Source organism: Rhodococcus sp. NPDC059969, from assembly GCF_042738325.1.
In the GTDB taxonomy this organism is placed as follows: Bacteria; Actinomycetota; Actinomycetes; order Mycobacteriales; family Mycobacteriaceae; genus Rhodococcus_F.
This window is the reverse complement of record NZ_JBHWUF010000003.1, coordinates 323,186-339,697: the sequence shown is the minus strand read 5'-3', so window position 1 is coordinate 339,697 and position 16,512 is coordinate 323,186. Positions and strand designations below refer to the sequence as shown.

At 64.4% G+C, this 16,512-nt stretch carries 18 protein-coding genes; 17 read left to right on the top strand and 1 reads right to left on the bottom strand.

Annotation, left to right across the window (positions count from 1 at the left end; all coding sequences use genetic code 11):
• The first annotated feature begins 356 nt into the window (after window positions 1–356).
• The 8 genes from mihF (at window position 357) to ACFWAD_RS13025 (ending at window position 8,423) form a co-directional block, all read left to right on the top strand.
• Window positions 357–677 carry an integration host factor, actinobacterial type gene (mihF, locus tag ACFWAD_RS13060; RefSeq protein WP_003944825.1) on the top strand — a complete coding sequence of 107 codons (321 nt, stop codon included), beginning with the start codon at window positions 357–359 and terminating at the stop codon, window positions 675–677.
• 33 nt (window positions 678–710) lie between these two features.
• On the top strand, window positions 711–1,310 hold the full coding sequence (gmk, locus tag ACFWAD_RS13055; protein ID WP_230815545.1) for a guanylate kinase: 600 nt from the start codon (window positions 711–713) through the stop codon (window positions 1,308–1,310).
• Window positions 1,311–1,408: 98 nt separating this feature from the next.
• A complete protein-coding gene (rpoZ, locus tag ACFWAD_RS13050) occupies window positions 1,409–1,708 on the top strand; it encodes a DNA-directed RNA polymerase subunit omega (RefSeq protein WP_003944996.1) in 300 nt (99 codons plus the stop codon).
• Complete coding sequence (gene coaBC / locus ACFWAD_RS13045) at window positions 1,705–3,003, top strand: bifunctional phosphopantothenoylcysteine decarboxylase/phosphopantothenate--cysteine ligase CoaBC (RefSeq protein WP_020969581.1); 1,299 nt, start codon at window positions 1,705–1,707, stop codon at window positions 3,001–3,003. Before rpoZ ends, coaBC begins: the two co-directional genes overlap by 4 nt.
• A gap of 188 nt (window positions 3,004–3,191) precedes the next feature.
• Complete coding sequence (metK, locus tag ACFWAD_RS13040) at window positions 3,192–4,406, top strand: methionine adenosyltransferase (RefSeq protein WP_230815546.1); 1,215 nt, start codon at window positions 3,192–3,194, stop codon at window positions 4,404–4,406.
• Between the two features lie 25 nt (window positions 4,407–4,431).
• Complete coding sequence (locus ACFWAD_RS13035) at window positions 4,432–6,450, top strand: primosomal protein N' (protein ID WP_378544344.1); 2,019 nt, start codon at window positions 4,432–4,434, stop codon at window positions 6,448–6,450.
• 190 nt (window positions 6,451–6,640) lie between these two features.
• Entirely contained in the window at window positions 6,641–7,309 is a 669-nt protein-coding gene (locus tag ACFWAD_RS13030) for a PadR family transcriptional regulator (RefSeq protein WP_378544618.1), read from the top strand.
• A gap of 94 nt (window positions 7,310–7,403) precedes the next feature.
• Window positions 7,404–8,423: an esterase/lipase family protein gene (locus ACFWAD_RS13025; protein WP_378544341.1), complete on the top strand. Its 1,020-nt coding sequence runs from the start codon at window positions 7,404–7,406 to the stop codon at window positions 8,421–8,423.
• Window positions 8,424–8,450: 27 nt separating this feature from the next.
• Here ACFWAD_RS13025 and ACFWAD_RS13020 read toward each other — a convergent pair whose 3' ends face one another.
• Window positions 8,451–8,657 carry a hypothetical protein gene (locus ACFWAD_RS13020; RefSeq protein WP_003944900.1) on the bottom strand — a complete coding sequence of 69 codons (207 nt, stop codon included), beginning with the start codon at window positions 8,655–8,657 and terminating at the stop codon, window positions 8,451–8,453.
• Window positions 8,658–8,945: 288 nt separating this feature from the next.
• Between ACFWAD_RS13020 and fmt the strand changes: the two genes are divergently transcribed.
• From fmt to ACFWAD_RS12975, 9 genes are all read left to right on the top strand, one after another.
• Window positions 8,946–9,869, top strand: a complete 924-nt coding sequence (gene fmt, locus ACFWAD_RS13015; protein ID WP_378544338.1) for a methionyl-tRNA formyltransferase — start codon at window positions 8,946–8,948, stop codon at window positions 9,867–9,869.
• Window positions 9,866–11,314 carry an RsmB/NOP family class I SAM-dependent RNA methyltransferase gene (locus ACFWAD_RS13010; protein WP_378544335.1) on the top strand — a complete coding sequence of 483 codons (1,449 nt, stop codon included), beginning with the start codon at window positions 9,866–9,868 and terminating at the stop codon, window positions 11,312–11,314. The genes fmt and ACFWAD_RS13010 overlap by 4 nt, the downstream gene beginning before the upstream one ends.
• Before the next feature lie 40 nt (window positions 11,315–11,354).
• Window positions 11,355–11,702, top strand: a complete 348-nt coding sequence (locus ACFWAD_RS13005; RefSeq protein WP_283304635.1) for an MmcQ/YjbR family DNA-binding protein — start codon at window positions 11,355–11,357, stop codon at window positions 11,700–11,702.
• Between the two features lie 85 nt (window positions 11,703–11,787).
• Window positions 11,788–12,471 (top strand): ribulose-phosphate 3-epimerase, encoded by a 684-nt coding sequence (gene rpe, locus ACFWAD_RS13000; protein WP_230815552.1) that lies wholly within the window; start codon window positions 11,788–11,790, stop codon window positions 12,469–12,471.
• Between the two features lie 8 nt (window positions 12,472–12,479).
• On the top strand, window positions 12,480–13,532 hold the full coding sequence (ribD, locus tag ACFWAD_RS12995; RefSeq protein WP_378533144.1) for a bifunctional diaminohydroxyphosphoribosylaminopyrimidine deaminase/5-amino-6-(5-phosphoribosylamino)uracil reductase RibD: 1,053 nt from the start codon (window positions 12,480–12,482) through the stop codon (window positions 13,530–13,532).
• A 5-nt stretch (window positions 13,533–13,537) separates the two neighbouring features.
• Window positions 13,538–14,146, top strand: coding sequence for a riboflavin synthase (locus tag ACFWAD_RS12990; RefSeq protein ID WP_003944892.1), 609 nt, complete (start codon window positions 13,538–13,540; stop codon window positions 14,144–14,146).
• Between the two features lie 110 nt (window positions 14,147–14,256).
• On the top strand, window positions 14,257–15,531 hold the full coding sequence (locus ACFWAD_RS12985) for a bifunctional 3,4-dihydroxy-2-butanone-4-phosphate synthase/GTP cyclohydrolase II (RefSeq protein WP_378544332.1): 1,275 nt from the start codon (window positions 14,257–14,259) through the stop codon (window positions 15,529–15,531).
• Window positions 15,528–16,025, top strand: a complete 498-nt coding sequence (gene ribH / locus ACFWAD_RS12980) for a 6,7-dimethyl-8-ribityllumazine synthase (RefSeq protein WP_378544329.1) — start codon at window positions 15,528–15,530, stop codon at window positions 16,023–16,025. Before ACFWAD_RS12985 ends, ribH begins: the two co-directional genes overlap by 4 nt.
• Entirely contained in the window at window positions 16,022–16,495 is a 474-nt protein-coding gene (locus tag ACFWAD_RS12975) for a PH domain-containing protein (protein WP_378445951.1), read from the top strand. The genes ribH and ACFWAD_RS12975 overlap by 4 nt, the downstream gene beginning before the upstream one ends.
• Window positions 16,496–16,512: the final 17 nt, after the last annotated feature.

Genomic DNA, 16,512 nt, shown 5'->3' with positions numbered 1-16,512 from the left:
CACGCGCATAGGCGCCGAAAATGCTCGAAAATTTTGAATGTGTCAGCGACCACGTTCATTCCGGCAGGTAACGATTTCGCACACATACACGGGGCCGTCGTGCCGCAATTGTCGAAATACTTTGTGTTACAGTCTATTTCGGTACTGTATGCACGTTCATGTTGCGCCGAATCCGTCTCGATCTCACCGAAAATGGCGACGATCCGTGACATCGATTCGTCGCGCATAACCCACCGCGATCCGCATCGGACCGCGGGGGGTGGGTTAGCAATTCGCGCCAGGCGTGAGTACGGTCGCTATCGCTGCTGGTTATCAGCGGAATAGACAAAATTTGCACACGACGAGACGGAGGAACCGTGGCCCTTCCCCAGTTGACTGATGAGCAGCGCGCTGCTGCTTTGGAGAAGGCAGCTGCTGCCCGCAAGGCCAGGGCTGAGCTCAAGGAGCGCCTGAAGCGTGGCGGCACCGACCTCAAGCAGGTCCTCAAGGACGCCGAAGACAACGAAATCTTGGGCAAGATGAAGGTTTCGGCACTGCTCGAGGCACTGCCCAAGGTGGGCAAGGTCAAGGCTCAGGAGATCATGACCGAGCTGGAGATTGCACCGACCCGTCGCCTTCGTGGCCTCGGTGATCGGCAGCGCAAGGCTCTGCTCACCAAGTTCGACTTCGAGGCCTGAGCCGACAAGTGATTGCTGACGCAACAGTGTCTGATGATTGCTGACGCAACAGTGTCAGAGAGCAAGACCGCAGTGCGGAGGGGTCGGCTGGTTGTACTGGCCGGCCCTTCGGCTGTCGGTAAGTCCAGCGTCGTTCGCGAGCTGAGAACTCGGTTGCCCGAACTTGTCTTCAGTGTTTCGGCGACCACTCGCGATCCCCGCCCGGGTGAAGTGGACGGCAAGGACTACCGATTTACCTCCCGCGAAGAATTTCAACGGATGATCGACTCCGGTGAACTTCTCGAATGGGCGGAAATCCACGGCGGCCTGCAGCGCTCAGGCACTCCCGCAGTTCCGATCGAAGAAGCACTCGAAGCTGGAAAGCCCGTTCTCGTCGAGGTCGATCTCGCCGGAGCACGAGCTGTCCGGAAGGCGATGCCCGAAGCTTTGTTGGTGTTCATGGCACCACCGAGTTGGGACGTTCTGGTGCAACGGCTGACCGGACGGGGCACCGAAACGGAAGACGTCGTGGCGCGCCGACTCGAGACGGCTCGAGTGGAATTGGCCGCACAGGACGAGTTCGACACGGTCATCGTGAACGAGGATGTAAGCCGTGCTTGCGATGAGTTGGTATCCTTGTTGGTCGGGAACTGATTCCACAACCTTCGGAAACCGATTTCCGGCCCGTTTCTCAGATATCCGGAACGATAAATCTAGTTCTTCAACGAAGATCTAATTCAGGAGACACAAGAGTGAGCAGCACTTCAGCCGCGTCCGCAGCAGGTCAGGGCGCTCTGCCTGCCTACGACACCCCGCTCGGCATCACCAACCCGCCGATCGACGAGTTGCTCGAACGCACCTCTTCCAAGTACGCCCTGGTCATCTACTCGGCCAAGCGTGCGCGCCAGATCAACGACTACTACAACCAGCTCGGTGACGGCATCCTCGAATACGTCGGACCCCTGGTCGAGCCCGGTCTGCAGGAAAAGCCGCTGTCCATCGCGTTGCGTGAAATCCACGCTGATCTCCTCGAGCACACCGAAGGCGAGTGAGCACCACGTCTGCCGCACCCGAACCTCGTTCGGGTGTCGGGGGAGTGTCCGACGCACCCACATCGATACGTAAGCGCATCGTCGTCGGTGTCGGTGGGGGTATCGCCGCGTACAAAGCGTGCTCGATCATCCGCAGCTTCACCGAGAGTGGTCATCACGTCCGCGTGATTCCGACCGAATCCGCTCTGGAGTTCGTCGGCCGCGCCACGTTCGAAGCACTCTCCGGCAACCCGGTTCACACCGGCGTCTTCAACGACGTCCCGCAGGTTCCGCATGTCCGTCTCGGGCAGGAAGCCGACCTCGTCGTCATCGCGCCGGCTACAGCTGATCTGATGGCGCGAGCCGTCATGGGCCGCGCAGACGACCTGTTGACGGCCACTTTGCTGACCGCTCGCTGTCCGGTCGTCTTCGCCCCCGCAATGCACACCGAGATGTGGGAACACCCCGCAACGGTGTCCAATGTCGCGACACTGCGCTCGCGCGGCGTCCACGTGATCGAACCTGCCTCCGGGCGTTTGACCGGTAAAGACACCGGAGCCGGTCGACTTCCCGAACCCGACGAGATCGTCGGGTTGGCATCGCTGCTCCTCGAGCGCTCGGACGCGTTGCCGCGCGACCTGGAAGGTCGCCGCATTCTGGTCACCGCCGGCGGTACTCGCGAGCCGCTCGATCCCGTGCGCTTTCTCGGTAATCGCAGCTCGGGCAAACAGGGCTACGCACTCGCCCGTCTTGCCGCGCAACGCGGCGCGCACGTGACACTGATCGCCGGGTACACGGCCGATCTCGCCGACCCTGCTGCCGTCGACGTCGTGCACATCAAGACGGCCGAAGATCTCCGACTGGCAGTGGAGAAGCACGCGCCCGGACACGACGGAGTCGTCATGGCTGCGGCTGTCGCGGACTTCCGCCCCACCACCGTCGAAGGCAGCAAGATCAAGAAGGGCGCAAACGAACCCGACTCGATCAGCCTCACTCGGAATGCCGACATACTTGCCGGCCTCGTCGAAGCGCGTCGTGACGGCGATCTGGATGCTCGAACGGTCATCGTCGGATTCGCCGCAGAGACCGGTGACGCTCACGGTGACGTCCTCAGTTACGCCCGTTCCAAGCTTGCCCGCAAAGGCTGCGACCTTCTCGTCGTCAATGCTGTCGGCGAGGGCAAGGCATTCGAGGTCGATCACAACGACGGTTGGCTGCTCGGTTCCGACGGCTCGGAGTCCGCTCTCGAACACGGATCCAAGGCTTTGATGGCCAGTCGAGTACTCGACGCCCTGGTCAAGCTCTTCCCCGAGTAGCGACACGCGCCCGGTGGTGAGAGTTACCCCACGATAATCGGGTGAGTACAAGGGTGTTGCGCAGGCGGTCCAACCGTTATCGTCGGCTCAGCCCCCAGCTAACAAAGCATGACAAAACGGTCACCGAACGGTGATTCGGATACTTCAATAAGCTGTAGTCAAGAACTCAGTCGTCGAGAGGGAGATCTGTGAGCAAGTCCGGCAGTCGGCTATTCACCAGCGAGTCCGTCACCGAGGGGCACCCGGACAAGATCTGTGACGCGATCAGCGACTCGATCCTCGACGCGCTGCTCACCCAGGACCCGCGCGCTCGCGTGGCCGTCGAGACGCTGGTCACCACGGGCCAGGTTCACGTAGCCGGCGAGGTCACCACCACTGCGTACGCGGATATCCCGAAGATCGTGCGCGACACGGTCCTCGAGATCGGCTACGACAGCTCCGCGAAGGGTTTCGACGGGAACTCGTGCGGCGTGAACGTCGCGATCGGCGCCCAGTCGCCCGAGATCGCGCAGGGTGTCGATCACTCGCACGAGGCTCGCGTAGACGGAATCAGTGACGACGAGATCGACCGTCAGGGTGCAGGCGACCAGGGCCTGATGTTCGGCTACGCCACCACGGACACTCCGGAACTGATGCCGCTGCCCATCGCGCTGGCACATCGTCTGTCTCGCCGGTTGACCGAGGTCCGCAAGTCCGGCGTGCTGCCGTACCTGCGCCCGGACGGCAAGACCCAGGTCACCATCGAGTACGACGGCGACAAGGCCGTTCGTCTCGACACCGTGGTCATCTCCACCCAGCATGCAGCGGACATTGATCTCGACAACCTGCTGACGCCGGACCTTCGTGAGAAGGTACTCCACTCGGTGCTGACCGACGTGAACCTCACCGACCTGGACACCTCCGACGTTCGTCTGTTGGTCAACCCGACGGGCAAGTTCGTCCTCGGTGGTCCGATGGGTGACGCCGGTTTGACCGGTCGCAAGATCATCGTCGACACGTACGGCGGAATGGCTCGTCACGGCGGCGGCGCGTTCTCCGGCAAGGATCCGTCAAAGGTCGACCGCAGTGCTGCCTACGCCATGCGCTGGGTGGCCAAGAATGCGGTTGCCGCAGGTCTGGCCGATCGCATCGAGGTGCAGGTCGCCTACGCCATCGGCAAGGCAGCTCCGGTCGGACTCTTCGTCGAAACCTTCGGCACCGAGAAGACCGATCCGGCACGGATCCAGAAGGCGATCACCGAGATCTTCGACCTGCGTCCGGGAGCGATCATTCGCGACCTCGACCTGCTGCGCCCGATCTACGCGCAGACGGCGGCGTACGGTCACTTCGGTCGCACCGATATCGAGCTTCCGTGGGAGAGCACCGATCGTGCCGACAAGCTGCGTAGCGCAGCTGGTCTCTGATCACTGACGTACAGACGGGGCGCGGGTGGGCGCGGAAAGAGTAGCGGCAGAAGTCGATCCGGTCGCCCGGGTGCTGCCGATGCTCCCGCTCGCTCACCTCGACCGTGAATTCGACTACCTCGTTCCTCGTGAACTCGAAGCGGATGCGCAGCCCGGAGTCCGGGTGCGTATCCGCTTCGCTGGTCGGTTGGTGGACGGCTTCATCGTCTCGCGCGAGGCAACCAGTGACCACCAGGGGAAGTTCGGCTGGCTCGAACGCGTCATCTCGTCCGAGCGGGTCCTGACGGCCGAAATCGCGCAGGTAGTCGACCGCGTGGCCGAACGCTACGCCGGAACCCGTGCCGATGTTCTCCGCTTGGCGGTACCGCCGCGCCACGCGAAGGTCGAAGCCGAAGTGTGGGAGCCTGCCGAGCCGCCGTCCGCTCCGGAACCGATCGAAAATGGTTGGCATCTCTACAGATTCGGTGACGCATTCCTGACCGCGATTCGCGAATCGAAAAGTCCGCGCGCAGTCTGGCAGGCGTTGCCCGGCGAAAACTGGCCCTTGCGTCTGGCCGAACTCGCCGGCGCTGTAGCGGCAAGCAGGAAATCCGCGATTCTGGTTGTGCCCGACCAACGCGACCTGGACCGCGTCGTCGCCGCATGCACCGAACTCTCCGGAGCTGATGCAGTGGTGGGTCTGTCCGCGGGACTGGGACCGGCCATGCGATACCGAAAGTGGCTCGCTGCGCTGCGCGGGACAGCCCGGATCGTCGTCGGCACGCGGAGCGCTGTTTTCGCGCCGACCCCCGAGACCGGTCTGGTTGTCGTCTGGGACGACGGAGATGACAATCTCTCCGAGCCGCGGTCGCCGTATCCGCATGCCCGTGAAGTTGCCGTCCTGCGTGGCTACGTCGCCGGGTGTGCGGTTGTGATCGGTGGGTTCTCACGAACGGCAGAAGCCCAGGTCCTCGTCGATTCGGGGTGGGCGCACGATCTGGTCGCCACGCGGGACGTCGTTCGGGCCCACGCACCCAAGATCACGGCGCTGGCCGACAGCGATCAAGCCTTGGCCCGCGATCCGGGAGCAAGAGCGGCTCGGTTGCCCGCCATTGCATTCGCGGCTGCCCGGCGCGCCCTGGGCGAGGGCAACGGAGTCCTGGTGCAGGTACCGCGCCGGGGGTACGTACCGACCTTGGCCTGCGGAAAGTGCCGTGCCCCGGCACGGTGCCGTCGGTGCAACGGCCCACTGGCGCTTCCCGCTGCGGCTGGTCCGGACGGCGCCGGGACGCCGGCGTGCCGCTGGTGCGGGGTTGCCGATGCCGCCTACCGTTGTCATGCGTGCGGCGCGAAAGCACTGCGCGCAGTGGTGGTCGGCGCCGGCCGCACTGCAGAAGAGCTCGGGCGCGCGTTTCCCGGAGTGAAAGTCGTACTGTCCGGGGGTGGTGACGTGGTCAAGGAACTGCCGCACGGGCCCGCGTTGGTGGTTTCGACGGTCGGTGCGGAGCCGGTGATGACGGGCGGCTACGGCGCCGCGCTTCTGCTCGACGGTTGGGCGTTGCTCGGTCGGCCGGACCTTCGCGCCGCCGAGGAAACGCTCAGACGCTGGATGTCGGCTGCTGCCATGGTGATTCCGCTGTCCGAAGGCGGGGAAGTTGTGGTTGTCGCGGACTCGGGTATCCCGACGGTGCAGGCATTGGTCCGGTGGGATCCGGTGGGGCACGCACAGTCTCAATTCGAGGAGCGAGACGAGGTCGGCTTTCCTCCGGCTGTGCACATGGCTGCGATCGACGGTGGATCCGCCGCGATCGCGGAGCTGGTGGAGTCGGCTGAGCTACCGGCGAGTGCTGTGCTGCTCGGCCCGGTGGAATTGCCTGCGGGGGAGCGGCTTCCGTATTCCGGCGAGGACGAGAGTGGTGTCGCGCCGGAGCGAATGCTGGTTCGCGTCCCACGTAGGGACGGTCGCGGCCTTGCGGATGCTCTGGCACATGCGCGTGCCGCGCGCAGTGCGCGGAAGTCTTCGGGTCCGGTCCGCATTCAGATCGATCCGCGCCGCATCGGCTGAGTCTCGCATTGGCAGGTGGGTCCTTTCGCGTACCGGGAATCTTGCGCAACCCGGTATGGCGATATATCGTCGAACTATCAACGATAGTGATGGAGGTTTGACGATGGATGCAAGTTTCCCGAACGAGGGGATGTTCGGCCGTCGAGGCTTTTTCGGCGCTTTCGAACGTGAGCAGCGGTCGCCTTTTGTGATGTGGGTGCCGACGGACGATGGTGCGCCGGATGACGCTTCCCGCGATCACGACGGCGGGCGTCGTGGTCGACCGCACGAGCGTCCGGGCTTCGGCGACATGCCGCGCAGAGGCCACCGACGAGGGCGATTCGGTCCGGACGGCGGACCCGGCCCCGGCTTCGGTCCGGGCGCACAGTTCGGTCGCGGGCGAGGACGTGGTGGCCGCGGTCGTCGCGGAGACGTGCGCGCCGCGATTCTGCTCTTGATCGCCGAAGAACCGATGCACGGCTACGAATTGATTCAACAGATCGTCGAGCGCAGCGGCGGCGTCTGGAAGCCGAGTCCGGGCTCCATCTATCCCGCCCTGTCCCAGCTCGAGGACGAAGGTCTGGTGATCATCGACAAGGTCGCCGGTCGCAAGACCGCGAAGCTGACCGAAGAAGGGGTCGCGTACGTCGAGGAGCATCGCGCCGATCTCGGGGCGCCGTGGGATGACGTTCGTCTCAGCGTAGGGGAGCCGGAGCAGGACCTTCGAGAACTGATCGGCCAGCTGATGGGCGCGGCCGGTCAAGTGGCTGCTGTAGGCACACCCGCGCAGGTCAAGGCCGCAGCCGACGTGCTTGTCGAGGCGCGCAAGTCGCTCTACCGAGTGCTTGCCGGTGACGAAGGCGGTGAAGGCGGCAATTGAGACGTCAGATACCTACTGTTCGGTAGGGTATGCGCCCTGAACTTTCTGGTGTTACGGTCAGCTCCCTCGTAGGATCAGAGCAGGAGCAGGAACAATGTCTGGCGTCAAACGGTCTGTGGGACTGACATTTTCGGTAGCAGTGGCGCTGCTGATCGGAGCACCGCCCGCGATATCGGCTGCCGCACCGGCGCTCCCGTCCGCGAGTGCCGACGCGATGGACGTTCCCCTCGACATCGGCCCGGGCCAGGTGTCCCGTTCCGTGGCCACCGCATTCGCGCATGCGCATCCCGGATCTGCCCCAGCCGGGTCGAACGATTTCGGATGTGCGCCCTCCGCAGCGCATCCCCGGCCGGTTGTGCTCGCCCACGGGACCGACACCGAGGCGTACGCGGATTGGGCGGCGCTGTCACCCGCACTGGCCGAGGACGGCTACTGCGTATTCGCCCTCAACTACGGCGGTGCGATCAAAGAAGAACACGGGGACGTCGCACACGAGACGTACGGCGTCGGAGACATCGTCGGTAGTGCCGCCGCGTTCGGCTCCTTCGTCGATCAGGTACTGACTGCGACAGGCGCGGACAAGGTCGACGTGATCGGTTACTCCCAAGGCGCGACGGTGACGCGGTACTACGTCAACAAGATGGGCGGGAACCAGTACGTCGACCATTGGGTCGGGTTGGCATCGCCGACGTACGGCGGCGTGATGTTCGGGTTGGTTCCGATCGTCCGCGCGATCCCCGGCGGAGAAGACTTCGTCGAAGAAGTCTTCTCCCGAGCTGTCCGCGAGCAGATGCAGGGTTCCGATACGTTGAACGCCCTCAACGACGGCGGCGACACCGTGCCCGGTGTGCGCTACACGACAATCGGGTCGACTGTCGACGAGATGATCCAGCCGTCCTCGAACATCGCCCTGCGCGACGCCGGTGCGGAGAACATCGTCCTCCAGGAACTGTGCCCGTCCAACCTGACCGGTCATTTCCGCATGCCGTACGACCCCTACGTGATCGACGTCATCCGGACGGTCCTCGACCCCGATGCCGAGCGGCACGCTTCGTGCAGCGCGGTGCCGCTCGGCACGGATATTCCGCAAGTGGTCATCGACGCCAATTCGTGAGCGTCGAGTTCACGTGGGTCGGAATCTCTACTCGGCGAGCTTGGCAGTGGCCTGTGCCCAGAGGAAGAACTTGTTGGTTCCGAGATCGCGGACGGTCTTGATGTTGAACGCTGCCTTCAAATGCTCTGCATCCGAATCGCTTACACCGTTGAGTGCCGCGACCGGGGCATCCGCCAATTCTTCGACGGACTTTCCTGCGTAGGCCTTGTCGAACTTACTGTCGATGCCTGCCATCTAAGTTCCTCCGTGTGATCGGTGTATCCCGTATCAGCCTTCGCCGAGTGGCGACGACAGAGACAGTCAATACCGACAACCGGTGAATCTGCAGGGTTCTGATCAAAGAAATTCTCGAGAAAGTGGTTCGGTGTGGCGCGAGGTAGGTCGCAGCTCGTGCAGTCCTTAGACTGAGAGTTCCATCCACCGACACATCCGGGAGCATTTTCGTGAGTTGCAGTCCACCGCGTTCGACAGGCCGATCGGCTGATCAGAGTCCGAAGAGCCCACCGAAACGGGAGAGCTGACATGCGCGTCGTGTTCGCCGGGACGCCGGAACCCGCTGTTCCCTCCTTGCGTCGGCTGATCGAGTCGGCCAACCACGAAGTCGTCGCTGTCGTCACGCGTCCGGACGCCGTTGCCGGTCGAGGCCGAAAAGTCACCCGATCGCCGATCGGATTGCTCGCCGACGAGCACGACATCCCGGTGCTGACCCCGACCAAGGCGTCCGATCCCGACTTCGCGGCCGAACTCGCACGGCTCGAACCGGACTGCGCACCCGTCGTCGCCTACGGAAACTTGTTGCCGCAGAACGTACTCGACATCCCGAAATTCGGTTGGGTCAATCTGCATTTCTCCCTGCTCCCCGCCTGGCGCGGTGCCGCGCCTGTGCAGGCCGCGATCAGTGCCGGTGACGAGGTGACCGGAGCCAGCGCGTTTCGTTTGGAAGCCGGCATGGATACCGGCCCGGTGTACGGAGTGATGACCGAGCGCATTCGTGACACCGACACCGCAGGCGACCTACTCGGGCGTCTGGCGGAAAACGGCGCCGCTCTGCTCGAATCGGTACTCGACGGGCTCGAAGCCGGCGAGGTCAACGCCGTTCCACAGTCTGCCGACGGCGTCTCGTACGCCCCCAAGGTGACGGTGGACGCTGCCCGTGTGAAGTGGGAATTGCCCGCGCGCACCATCGACCGTCACATCCGGGCCGTCACCCCCGCGCCCGGCGCGTGGACGATGATCGGTGACCTACGGGTCAAGGTCGGGCCGGTCACCGTCACGGACGAGACCCTGGCAATCGGTGAGATCTCGGTACGCAAGGATGGTCTGTACATCGGTACCGCGACCACCGCGGTACGACTCGGGCAGATTCAGCCCCCGGGCAAGAAATTGATGTCGGCAGGGGACTGGGCACGCGGTGCCCGACTCGACGCGGAGGTACGAGCACAGTGACCGAATCACGACGACCGGCACGACGGACACAGGGTCCCGGAGCCAAGAACGCGGCCGGTGGAAAGAACACCAAGCCGAAGCAGGCCAAGCGCCCGGATCCGGCCACCGCCGGGCTCGATCAGCCGCGCCTGGCTGCGCGCGACGTACTGCGCGCGGTTCGTGAACGTGACGCCTACGCGAACCTGGTACTGCCCGGACTGCTTCGCGATCGCAAGCTCGACGCGCGCGACGCTGCGCTGGCAACCGAACTCGCGTACGGCGCCGCACGCGCGCAGGGTCTGTTGGACGCGGTCATCGCGCACGCAGCGGGTCGACCGATCGAGGAGATCGACGGAACCCTGCTCGACGTTCTCCGTCTGGGCTCGTATCAACTGCTGCGGACCCGCGTTGCCCCACACGCCGCTGTTGCCACCTCGGTCGACCTCGTTCGCGCCGAAAACGGTCAGGGCCGAGCAGGATTCGTCAACGCGGTCCTGCGTCGTGTCTCCGAACGCACCCAGGACGAGTGGGTCGAGTTGCTGGCCCCGAAGGACCCGATCGGCCGACTCGCCTTCGAGCACGCTCACCCGCTGTGGATCGCGCAGGTGTTTTCGGATTCGCTCGGCGCCGCAGCCGGAGAGCTCGAAGACGTCCTGATCGCCGACGACGCCCGCCCCGCCGTGCACCTCGTCGCCCGCCCCGGTGAGATCTCCGCCGAGGAGCTCGCGTTGGTGACCGGCGGCGAGATCGGGCCGTACTCGCCGTACGCCGTCCATCTCGACGGCGGTGACCCCGGACAGCTCGAGGCGGTTCGCCAAGGCTTGGCGGGCGTGCAGGACGAGGGCAGTCAGCTGGTTGCCCGCGCCCTCAGCATTGCTCCTCTCGAAGGTGACGACGCCGGCCGCTGGCTCGACCTCTGCGCAGGTCCAGGAGGCAAGGCGGCGCTTCTCGGCGCTCTTGCCGGTATCGAAGGCGGACGGCTCGACGCCGTCGAGCCCGTCGGACACCGTGCCGAACTGATCCGCAAGACCACTCGCGAGCTTCCCGTGGACGTGCACGTGGCGGACGGCCGCGAATCCGGACTCGAACCCGGATACGACCGCATCCTCGTCGACGCTCCCTGCACCGGCTTGGGCGCCCTGCGCCGGCGCCCGGAAGCTCGTTGGCGTCGCCAGCCGTCCGATGTCGCGCCGCTCGTGAAGTTGCAGCGCGAATTGCTCGCCGCTGCAATCGAACTGGTACGCCCCGGCGGAGTGGTGCTGTACTCGACGTGTTCGCCGCACCTGTCGGAAACGCTGGCAGTCGTCGCCGACGCAGTGAGGCGTCACGGCGTCGTGGAACTCGACACCAAGGAATTGGTGCCCGGTGTTCCGGACGTCGGAGACGGGACTTCGGTTCAGTTGTGGCCGCACCGGCACGGCACGGACGCGATGTTCATGGCCGCTTTGCGCAAGCCGCTGGCCTGATCGGATGACTTCTGGGCATCGGTAGTCGTATGGTGCCTACATGGTTACGTGGGAACAGGTTGTAGTACTGGGTTCGGCTCTTCCCTCCGTGGAGGAGTCGACCTCGTACAACACCCCGGCACTCAAGGTGGCAGGCAAGACTTTTGCGCGACTCCGCACCGAAGCGGAGGGCGCTTTGGTCTTGATGTGCGGTCTGGACGAGAAGGAAGCGCTACTCGCCAGTGGTGAGGCGCCTTTCTTCACGACAGATCACTATCACGGGCACGGCTCCATCCTCGTGCACCTCGAACTGATCGACGAGGTGCAATTGGCGGAGATGCTCGAAGATGCGTGGCGAATCAAGGCTCCGGCCAAGGTGCGCAAGCTTCGCAGTGTCGTGAAGAACTGATCGGATTGCGCCTGTCCAACGGTGTGGCCGTTCTCTGATGACGGGCATGCACGGTCGGCGATGAAGCACAGCTAAACTCGGCGTCGTGGCTTCCCCGATGATTGCACCGTCCATTCTGTCCGCAGATTTTGCTCGACTCGCCGATGAAGCGACTGCTGTGTCCGGCTCCGACTGGCTTCACGTCGACGTGATGGACGCGCATTTTGTTCCCAATCTCACGCTCGGTCTGCCCGTCGTCGAGAGTCTGCTGAAGGCGACGGATATTCCGCTCGACTGCCACCTCATGATCGAGAACCCGGAGCGCTGGGCACCGCCGTACGCCGAGGCCGGCGCGTACAACGTCACGTTCCACGCCGAGGCCACCGACGATCCGCGTTCGGTTGCCCGTGACATTCGTGCAGCGGGCGCCAAGGCCGGACTGAGCGTCAAGCCGGGAACCCCGATCGACGACTACCTCGAAATCCTCAAGGACTTCGACACCCTTCTGATCATGAGCGTCGAACCCGGCTTCGGCGGCCAGTCCTTCATGCCGCAGGTGCTCGACAAGGCACGCGCAATTCGCAAGCTCGTCGATTCGGGTGAGTTGACGCTGCTCGTCGAAATCGACGGCGGCATCAACGCTTCCACGATCGAGCAGGCAGCGGAAGCCGGTATCGACTGCTTCGTCGCCGGTTCGGCGGTGTACGGAGCCAGCGATCCCGGTGAGGCGGTGCGCAAGCTCCGTGCGCAGGCTGCCTCGGCGTCGCCGCACCTGACGCTGTCGGTCTGAGCCGCTCGATGGCAAAGGGTGGACAGGCGTCGACGGCTGATCTCGACGCCGCGATGCAGATCGCGCTGGCCGCAGCTGATTCCGCGCGCGGATTCACCAGCCCCAACCCGCCCGTCGGCGCGGTCATCCTGGCGGCCGACGGCACCATCGCGGGCGTCGGTATGACGCAACCGCCCGGCGGACCGCACGCGGAGGTCGTGGCTCTCGACGAGGCCGGCGATGCAGCGCGTGGCGGTACGGCAGTGGTGACTCTGGAACCGTGCAATCACCAGGGACGAACCGGCCCGTGCTCACAGGCGTTGATCGACGCCGGAGTCTCGGCGGTTGTCTACGCAGTCGGTGATCCCAATCCGGAAGCCTCCGGCGGCGCAGCGACGCTCATGCGAGCCGGCATCAGCGTGACGGCCGGCCTGCGAGCACCCGAAGTGGAAGCTGGTCCACTGCGACCCTGGCTGCACAAACAGCGGACCGGTCGCCCGCACATCACGTGGAAATACGCGGCCAGTCTGGACGGACGCAGCGCCGCCGAGGACGGAACGAGTCAGTGGATCACCGGTCCGCAGGCGAGAGCGCGCGTGCATGCGCAGCGGGCACAGATCGACGCAATTGTGGTCGGCACCGGCACCGTGTTCGCCGACGACCCGTGGCTGACGGCGCGTCAGCCCACGGGTGAGCTCGCGGGGCACCAGCCCGTGCGCGTCGTCGTCGGAAAACGTGAAATACCTTCGACTGCAAGCGTTCTCGATGACACCGCACCGACTCTGGTACTCAACACCGACAACATCGACGAAGTAATCGAGGCGTTGGGGGAGTACACAGATGTACTGCTCGAAGGTGGGCCACGTCTGGCCGGAGCATTCCTCGCCGCCGGATATGTCGACGTCATCGAGGCGTACATCGCGCCGATACTTCTCGGCGCGGGCGCTTCGGCGCTCGTCGATGCCGGCGTGCACACCATTACCGACGCCCACCGATTCCGTTTGGAATCCGCGGTAACGATCGGCCCCGATATTTTGTTGAGTCTGGTTCCGGAGAGTTCTGCTCCGGGGAACGAGGAGTAGGGCGCGTGTTCACAGGAATTGTGGAAGAACTCGGCGAAATTGTCGCCAAGGAAGAACTGGTCGATGCTGCACGGTTCACAGTGCGCGGGCCACTGGTCACCTCCGACGCCGGTCACGGTGATTCGATCGCGGTCAACGGGGTGTGCCTGACGGTCGTCGACGTGCTTGCCGACGGTTCGTTCACCGCAGACGTCATGCAGGAAACGCTGAACCGCTCGAGCCTGGCGAAGTTGGACGTCGGTTCTCGCGTCAACCTCGAGCGCGCCGCGGCGCTGAACAGCCGACTCGGTGGCCACCTGGTTCAAGGGCACGTCGACGGAACGGGCCATGTCATCTCCCGCTCGCCTTCCGAGAACTGGGAGGTAGTGCGGATCGCACTGCCGGACTCCATTTCCCGTTACGTCGTGGAGAAGGGTTCGATCACCGTCGACGGTGTCTCGCTGACGGTTTCCGCGCTGGGCGGCGACCGTGGGTTCGAGTACTTCGAGATCTCACTGATCCCCACGACGTTGGAGTTGACGACGCTCGGTACCGCGGTGGTCGGTACTCCGGTGAACCTCGAGGTGGACGTGATCGCGAAGTACGTCGAGCGGCTTCACTCTGCCGGTCGGTAGGACCAGGCTGATCGGACCCGTCCGATTGGTCGTAGGGTTGTGAGTGCATCCGTCGGATGCACTCGTTGTATTCGATGATGTGAAAAGTCAAGACTTTGGAGTGCGAGCACGTGACCAGGTTCGACAGTATCGAGCGCGCAGTAGCAGATATCGCTGCAGGTAAAGCTGTTGTCGTTGTGGACGACGAGGATCGTGAGAACGAAGGCGATCTCATCTTCGCCGCCGAGAAGGCCACCCCGGAACTGGTGGCGTTCATGGTTCGCTACACCTCCGGCTACCTGTGTGTGCCGCTCGACGGTGACGATTGCGATCGGTTGGGCCTGCCCCCGATGTACGCCACCAACCAGGACAAGCACGGCACGGCCTACACCGTCACCGTCGACGCCCGTGAGGGAATCGGTACCGGCATCTCGGCATCGGACCGCGCTGCGACGATGCGTCTGCTCGCCAACCCCGAAACCGGCGCCAACGACTTCACTCGTCCCGGCCATGTCGTGCCGCTTCGCGCGAAGGAAGGCGGAGTACTGCGTCGTCCGGGCCACACGGAAGCCGCAGTCGACCTCGCCCGCATGGCGGACCTGCGTCCCGCCGGCGTCATCTGCGAAATCGTCAGCCAGAAGGACGAGGGCGCGATGGCTCAGACCGACGAGTTGCGAGTCTTCGCCGACGAACACAACCTCGCTCTGATCTCGATCGCCGACCTCATCGCGTGGCGTCGCAAGCACGAGAAGCACGTGCTGCGTATCGCCGAGGCCCGCATCCCCACCCGTCACGGTGAGTTCACCGCTGTCGGCTACACGAGCATCTACGACGAGGTCGAGCACGTCGCGCTGGTGCGCGGCGACATCGCGGGCCCGGACGGTGACGGTAGCGACGTACTCGTCCGCGTTCACTCCGAGTGCCTCACCGGCGACGTCTTCGGTTCGCTGCGGTGCGACTGCGGCCCGCAACTCGATGCTGCACTGGACATGGTCGCTCAGGAAGGCCGGGGCGTTGTCCTGTACATGCGCGGACACGAGGGTCGCGGCATCGGTCTGATGCATAAGCTGCAGGCTTACCAGCTCCAGGACGCCGGTTCCGACACCGTCGACGCCAATCTCGAACTCGGACTACCGGCCGACGCCCGTGACTACGGCATCGGTGCGCAGATCCTCGTCGATCTGGGTATCTCGTCGATGCGCCTGCTGACCAACAACCCGGCCAAGCGTGTCGGTCTGGACGGCTACGGCCTGCAGATCACCGACCGCGTTCCGATGCCACTGCGCGCGAATGCCGAAAACCTCACCTACCTGCGCACCAAGCGCGACCGGATGGGCCACGATCTCATCGGACTCGACGAGTACGAGGCGAACCAGAACTCCGCACAGCCCGGAACCGCACTGTGAGCGGCGAAGGTCAGCCGCAGCTCGCGATCGCCGAGGCCAAGGATCTGAAGCTGGCGATCGTTGCCGGGCAGTGGCACGCGACGATTTCCGAGGCCCTGATCGCCGGCGCACAGCGCGTCGCCGAGCAGGCACAGATCAAGGACGTGACACTGGTCCGTGTCGCCGGTGCGATCGAACTGCCGGTCGTTGCGCAGGCGTTGGCTCGCACCCACGACGCCGTTGTTGCACTCGGCGTCGTCATCCGCGGTGGTACTCCGCACTTCGAGTACGTGTGCGACGCGGTCACCGCCGGCCTCACACGCGTCTCGCTCGACGAAAGTACTCCCGTGGGGAACGGTGTCCTGACCACCGACACCGAGCAGCAGGCTCTTGACCGTTCAGGTCTGCCGGGTAGCGTCGAGGACAAGGGCGAACAGGCCTGCGCCGCCGCACTGGACACCGCAGTGACCCTGCGTCATCTCCGAGCACCATGGACCGAGGATTCGTTTCGATGAGCACACCCGGCGACAACGAGAACTGGGAACTGATCGCCTCACCGCGTAAGTCGACGCGGTACGCGATCGGCGTCGCTGTCCTTCTGGTGATCGTTCACGTCACACTTGCGCTCCTGCTCCGCCAGGGGTCCACCGGCGTGTACTTCCGCGCCGCGGACCAAATTGCGATGGCAGGCATCGGCACCGTTCTTGCTCTCGGTGTACTGATGTTGACTCGGCCTCGGGTCAAGGTGGGTAAGCAGGGAATCGCCGTACGAAACATCCTGGGCGAGAAGATCGTCGACTGGGATCTGTTCGAGGGGCTGTCGTTCCCCGACGGCGCCGCCTGGGCACGCATCGAATTGCCCGACGACGAGTACATGGCAGTGATGGCGATCCAGTCCAACGACCGCGAGTACGCCGTCGACACAGTCGGTAAGTTCCGCGAACTCGCCGACCGCTACGCACCGGTCGCGCACAAGAGCAACTGACGTCTTCCGGCCGGTTC

Bases quoted from the DNA above. Each gene is read 5' to 3' on its own strand.
- gmk (WP_230815545.1), top strand. From the start codon at position 711: ATGATTGCTGACGCAACAGTGTCAGAGAGCAAGACCGCAGTGCGGAGG.
- ACFWAD_RS13030 (WP_378544618.1), top strand. From the start codon at position 6,641: ATGTGGGTGCCGACGGACGATGGTGCGCCGGATGACGCTTCCCGCGAT.
- ACFWAD_RS13025 (WP_378544341.1), top strand. From the start codon at position 7,404: ATGTCTGGCGTCAAACGGTCTGTGGGACTGACATTTTCGGTAGCAGTG.
- ACFWAD_RS13020 (WP_003944900.1), bottom strand. From the start codon at position 8,657: ATGGCAGGCATCGACAGTAAGTTCGACAAGGCCTACGCAGGAAAGTCC.
- fmt (WP_378544338.1), top strand. From the start codon at position 8,946: ATGCGCGTCGTGTTCGCCGGGACGCCGGAACCCGCTGTTCCCTCCTTG.
- ACFWAD_RS13005 (WP_283304635.1), top strand. From the start codon at position 11,355: ATGGTTACGTGGGAACAGGTTGTAGTACTGGGTTCGGCTCTTCCCTCC.
- ribD (WP_378533144.1), top strand. From the start codon at position 12,480: ATGGCAAAGGGTGGACAGGCGTCGACGGCTGATCTCGACGCCGCGATG.
- ACFWAD_RS12975 (WP_378445951.1), top strand. From the start codon at position 16,022: ATGAGCACACCCGGCGACAACGAGAACTGGGAACTGATCGCCTCACCG.